This window comes from Rhodopseudomonas sp. BR0C11, from assembly GCF_010820945.1.
Lineage (GTDB): Bacteria > Pseudomonadota > Alphaproteobacteria > Rhizobiales > Xanthobacteraceae > Rhodopseudomonas > Rhodopseudomonas palustris_H.
Window position 1 is genome coordinate 1 of record NZ_QTKI01000391.1, and the last position, 4,561, is coordinate 4,561.

Annotated in this window: 5 protein-coding genes and 1 pseudogene; 3 read left to right on the forward strand and 3 right to left on the reverse strand. The window is 66.4% G+C overall.

The genetic code is table 11. The features are described from left to right. Positions 1-46: 46 nt before the first annotated feature. Both DYI24_RS21825 and lepB read left to right on the forward strand, forming a co-directional pair. Positions 47-700, forward strand: a pseudogene (locus DYI24_RS21825) (metallopeptidase TldD-related protein); the annotation flags it as partial. After that, positions 697-1,467, forward strand: coding sequence for a signal peptidase I (lepB, locus tag DYI24_RS21830; RefSeq protein ID WP_107354279.1), 771 nt, complete (start codon positions 697-699; stop codon positions 1,465-1,467). The pseudogene DYI24_RS21825 and the gene lepB, both read left to right, overlap by 4 nt. A 19-nt stretch (positions 1,468-1,486) precedes the next feature. On the opposite strand, the gene DYI24_RS21835 is transcribed toward lepB, so the two are convergent. The 3 genes from DYI24_RS21835 to DYI24_RS21845 form a co-directional block, all read right to left on the reverse strand. Beyond that, positions 1,487-2,038 carry a PAN domain-containing protein gene (locus DYI24_RS21835; protein WP_107342996.1) on the reverse strand — a complete coding sequence of 184 codons (552 nt, stop codon included), beginning with the start codon at positions 2,036-2,038 and terminating at the stop codon, positions 1,487-1,489. A gap of 145 nt (positions 2,039-2,183) precedes the next feature. Further along, positions 2,184-3,554: a glutamate--cysteine ligase gene (locus DYI24_RS21840; protein ID WP_164573823.1), complete on the reverse strand. Its 1,371-nt coding sequence runs from the start codon at positions 3,552-3,554 to the stop codon at positions 2,184-2,186. 93 nt (positions 3,555-3,647) lie between these two features. Then, complete coding sequence (locus DYI24_RS21845) at positions 3,648-4,139, reverse strand: MarR family winged helix-turn-helix transcriptional regulator (RefSeq protein WP_107357390.1); 492 nt, start codon at positions 4,137-4,139, stop codon at positions 3,648-3,650. 122 nt (positions 4,140-4,261) lie between these two features. Between DYI24_RS21845 and DYI24_RS21850 the strand changes: the two genes are divergently transcribed. After that, on the forward strand, positions 4,262-4,561 hold a 300-nt coding region (locus DYI24_RS21850), incomplete at its 3' end, for a glutathione S-transferase N-terminal domain-containing protein (RefSeq protein ID WP_205523627.1).

Genomic DNA, 4,561 nt, shown 5'->3' on the forward strand with positions numbered 1-4,561 from the left:
CTATATAAGGGACAGGCTCGGCAGCGTCAGATGTGTATAAGGGACAGGCCACGGCCTCGAAGGCGATTTCAACCGCAAGAAGACCTCCGCCTTCGCCGGCCTGCTCGGCCAGCAGGTCGCCGCCAAGGGCGTCACCGTGGTCGACGACGGCACCATCTCGGCGCGGCGCGGCTCGCTGTCGATCGACGACGAAGGCACCCCGACCAGCCGCACCGTTCTGATCGAAGACGGGATCCTCACCGGCTACATGCAGGACCGCCAGAACGCCCGGCTGATGGGTATGAAGCCGACCGGCAACGGCCGCCGGCAGTCCTATGCCCACGTCCCGATGCCGCGAATGACCAACACCTACATGCTGGCCGGCCAGCGCGACCCGGCCGAAATCCTCGCCTCGGTGAAAAACGGCATTTACGCGGTGAACTTCGGTGGCGGCCAGGTCGACATCACGTCAGGCAAATACGTGTTCCAGTGCACCGAGGCCTACCGGATCGAGAACGGCAAGATCGGCGCACCGCTGAAGGGCGCGATGCTGATCGGCAATGGTCCGACCGATTTGCACCGCATTTCCATGATCGGAAGTGACATGCAGCTCGATGACGGCATCGGCACCTGCGGCAAGAACGGCCAGGGCGTGCCGGTGGGCGTCGGCCAGCCGACGCTGCGCATGGACAGGATTACGGTCGGAGGCACCGGCGGATGACGACGAAGACGGAGACGGCTGCGAGCACCGCGCGGCGCTGGGGCTCGCAGCTGACGCAGCTCGCCGCCGTGGTGGCGATCGTGCTGGTCGGCAAGGGCGCGGTCGCCGAGCCGTTCTACGTGCCGTCCGGCTCGATGGAGCCGACGCTGCTGATCGGCGACGCTTTGCTGGCCTCGAAATATCCGTACGGCTATTCGGCTGCCTCGCTGCCGATCCACGTCTCGGTGCCGGAAAGCGGGCGTGTGTTCGGTGCCACACCCCACCGCGGCGACGTGGTGGTGTTTCGCTGGTCCGGTGATCGCTCGCAGGTCTGGGTCAAGCGCGTGGTCGGCCTGCCCGGCGACCGGGTGCAGCTCGACAACGGCCGAGTGTTCATCAACGGCGTTGCCGCCAAGGTCACGCCGGACGGCGTCGGCCGCGCCGAGGACGACAACGGCTCGTATGAGACCGCCGCGCGCTACATCGAGACGCTGCCCGGCGGCGTCGCCCACCCGATCTTCAAGCTGTACGACAACGGCCGGCTCGACAACACGGCGGAAGTCACCGTGCCGCCCGGCCACCTGTTCGTGATGGGCGACAACCGCGACAACTCCGCCGACAGCCGCGTGCCGGTGAGCGAAGGCGGCGTCGGCATGCTGCCGATCGACGACCTGGTCGGCCGGGTCGATGCGATTGTCGGCTCGTGGAATCCCGGCGTCCGCCGCCAGCCGCTCACCGACTGGTTCTCCGGCTTCCGTGTCGCGCGGTTCTTCACCGCGGTGCATTGAGCCGCAATCGTTTTGCGCCTCAGCGCACCACGCCGGAGATGAACCCGGCCTTGCGGCGCGGCGGCTTGATCTGGCTTTTCAGGAAACAGCGGGCGTTGCGGCCGACATAGCCGGGACGCGCATAGGTCCAGGCCCGGCACTTATGCTCGTCGACGCAGGCGGCCTTGCAGGCCTCGTCGCCCTCGCCCGATTTCAGTTCGAAATTGCGGTAGTCGCCGCCGAAGCGGTCGATCGAGACCTCGTTAGAATCGTTGCGCGGCTCCAGCACGCCGGCACCGCGGACGCCCGACACGCAGCACGAGTTCGGCGTGCGCGGCGGAACCGTGCTCTTCAGCCAGCACATCGCACCGTCTTCGGGCGAGCGCGGATAGCTGAAGGTCCACGACCGGCAGCGCTTGTCGCGCTCGCACATCAGCGCGCATTCGGCCGGGTCGCCGCTGGTCACAGGCGTGCGCAGGTAATCGCCGCCGATGCGATCGATATTGGCTTGGGCACGGGACGCATGCGGCGACAGCGCCGCCGCAGCCACGGCGAGCACGAGCAAACACGCCCTGAGCAGGCCGCTTCGCATTCACACTTGCTTTCGCGTTAGGCCCGGAACTTTGGCCGATGGAACTCAGGCCAATCCGGAGCGCAGCCCCACGGCCCATCTGACGGCCGGCAACCTGTATGGCGGATGAACGGCGCGGGCCAGCGCGGTCTTGGTCCGCCAGCGCTCAGAACGCGTATTCGTCGTAAGCCGGCTCCACCGAGCCGCGCCACGCACCGTGATACTTCTCCAGCATCTCCTCGGCCGGGGTATGCCCGTTGTCGAGAATACGGTCGAGCGGGGCCAGATGCCGCGATTCGTCGAGGCCGGTTGGATCGACGCGGCCGCGGCGACGCAGCCCGGCATGCGCCAGCACCAGGCAATCCTTGGCGATTTCGAACAGGAAGCGGTTGCCGATCTTGGCCTTGAAGCCGAGCCGCGGCACCTCGTCCCGCAGCGCCTGGCGCTCCTCGGCGCTCCAGCCTTTGACCAGCTCCCAGGCCGCATCGAGGCTGGTGTCGTCGTACAGCAGACCGACCCAGAACGCCGGCAGCGCCGTCAGGCGGCCCCACGGCTGGCCGTCGGCGCCGCGCATTTCCAGGTACCGCTTCAGCCGCACCTCGGGGAAGATCGTCGATAGATGATTGGCCCAGTCCGACAGCGTCGGCCGCTCGCCGGGCAGCTTATCGTTCTTGCCGTCGAAGAAGTCGCGGAACGACGAACCGGCCACGTCGATATAGCTGTCGCCGCGCTTGACGAAGTACATCGGCACGTCGAGCGCGTAGTCGACCCAACGCTCGAATCCCATGCCGTCCTCGAAAGCCCACGGCAGCATGCCGGAGCGATCATTGTCGGTGTCACGCCAGATCTCGGAGCGGAACGACAGGAAACCGTTCGGCTTGCCTTCGGTGAACGGCGAGTTGGCAAACAGCGCGGTCGCGACCGGCTGCAGCGCGACCGAGACCCGCAGCTTCTTGACCATGTCGGCTTCCGACGAGAAGTCGAGATTGGTCTGCACCGTGCAGGTCCGGTACATCATGTCGAGGCCGTAACGACCGACCTTCGGCATGTAGTTGGTCATGATCTTGTAGCGGCCCTTCGGCATCACCGGGATTTCGCTGCGCGACCACGACGGCGTCATGCCGAGGCCGAGGAAGCCGATCCCGAGCGGCGTCGCCACTTCGCGCACCTGCGCCAGATGCGCCATCAGCTCGGCGTGGGTCTGATGCACGGTCTCGACCGGCGCACCCGACAATTCGAACTGGCCGCCCGGCTCCAGCGAGATCGCGCCGCCGCCGGTGACGTCGTGCAGCCCGATGATGTGCGGGCCTTCCATGATCGGCTCCCAGCCGAGCAGGATCTGCATCCCTTCGAGCAGAGCGCCAATGCCGCGGGCGCCCTCGTAGGGCACCGGATGATGGCCGTCGAGCGTAAACGGGGTCTTTTCGTGTTCGGTGCCGATGCGGAATTCGGCCGGCGACTTCACGCCCGCTTCGATCCACGCGACGAGTTCGTCACGCGAATTCAGCGGGGTCATATCGAGCTGGTCACGCGCCATGGGAAGTCCGGAAAAAGCGCGCGGGATCGGGCGACGCGAGGTGGTGGAAGCCGCGGCCGGAAGCAACCGCGAACACGAAGCGAGAGCTGTTTATCATCGCGAGACTGCGGTGTCTCGCGCATCGAGCGCAGCGGCGGAGCCGTCGCACGAGCAGCCGAGCCGGTCGAGCAGCCCGCACAGCCGGACGGCGTCGGCGTCGGACAATTTCGAGCCGACGTGTTTTTCGATTGCCGCCGAATAGGCGGCCCACATCTTCTTCTGCAATTCGCGTCCAGCCTCGGTGATTTCGACGAACTGGCCGCGCTTGTCGCTGCGGCACTCACGGCGCACCACCAGCCCCTCATCGACCAGCCGGTCGACCAGGCGCGAGGTGGAGTATTGCGGGATCAGCATCTGTTTTTCGAGCTCGACCGGACGCATCTCGCCGCCCGGCGCGCGCGACAATTCGAGCAGCGCGTCGTACCACGCCAGCGGCGGGAAGCCCGCCTTCTTCAATTCCTGCTCGACAGCGTCCAACACCCGGCTCCGGACCCGCATCAGGCGGACCCAGGCCGCAGTGGCCTCGGTCGACGGTTTGCGTTTCATCGGTTCGTCCATCCGCGGCGACTGTAACCTAGTGTATGCAGCTGCATCAATCTTGACTTGCCCATGCACTGGCATTTAATCGCCCGCGCGCCTGAATCCAATCCCGCCGAGGAGCCCCTGCCATGAAGCTGTATTATTCGCCCGGTGCATGTTCGCTGTCGCCGCATATCGCGCTCAGCGAAGCCGGCCTGCCGTTCGACCTGGTCAAGGTCGACATCCGGGCGAAGAAGCTGGAGAACGGCGACGACTACGCCGCGATCAACCCGAAGGGCTCGGTGCCGGCGCTTGGCCTCGACGACGGCTCGGTGCTGACCGAGGGCCCGGCGATCGTGCAGTTCAGCGCCGACAAGGAAGGCTCCGGCAAGCTGGCGCCGGCCAATGGATCGCCGGAGCGCTACCGGCTGCAGGAATGGCTGAACTAC

Excerpts from the sequence above, each read along its gene's own strand:
- lepB (WP_107354279.1), top strand. The coding sequence starts at position 697 with ATGACGACGAAGACGGAGACGGCTGCGAGCACCGCGCGGCGCTGGGGC.
- DYI24_RS21840 (WP_164573823.1), bottom strand. The coding sequence starts at position 3,554 with ATGGCGCGTGACCAGCTCGATATGACCCCGCTGAATTCGCGTGACGAA.
- DYI24_RS21845 (WP_107357390.1), bottom strand. The coding sequence starts at position 4,139 with ATGAAACGCAAACCGTCGACCGAGGCCACTGCGGCCTGGGTCCGCCTG.
- DYI24_RS21835 (WP_107342996.1), bottom strand. The coding sequence starts at position 2,038 with ATGCGAAGCGGCCTGCTCAGGGCGTGTTTGCTCGTGCTCGCCGTGGCT.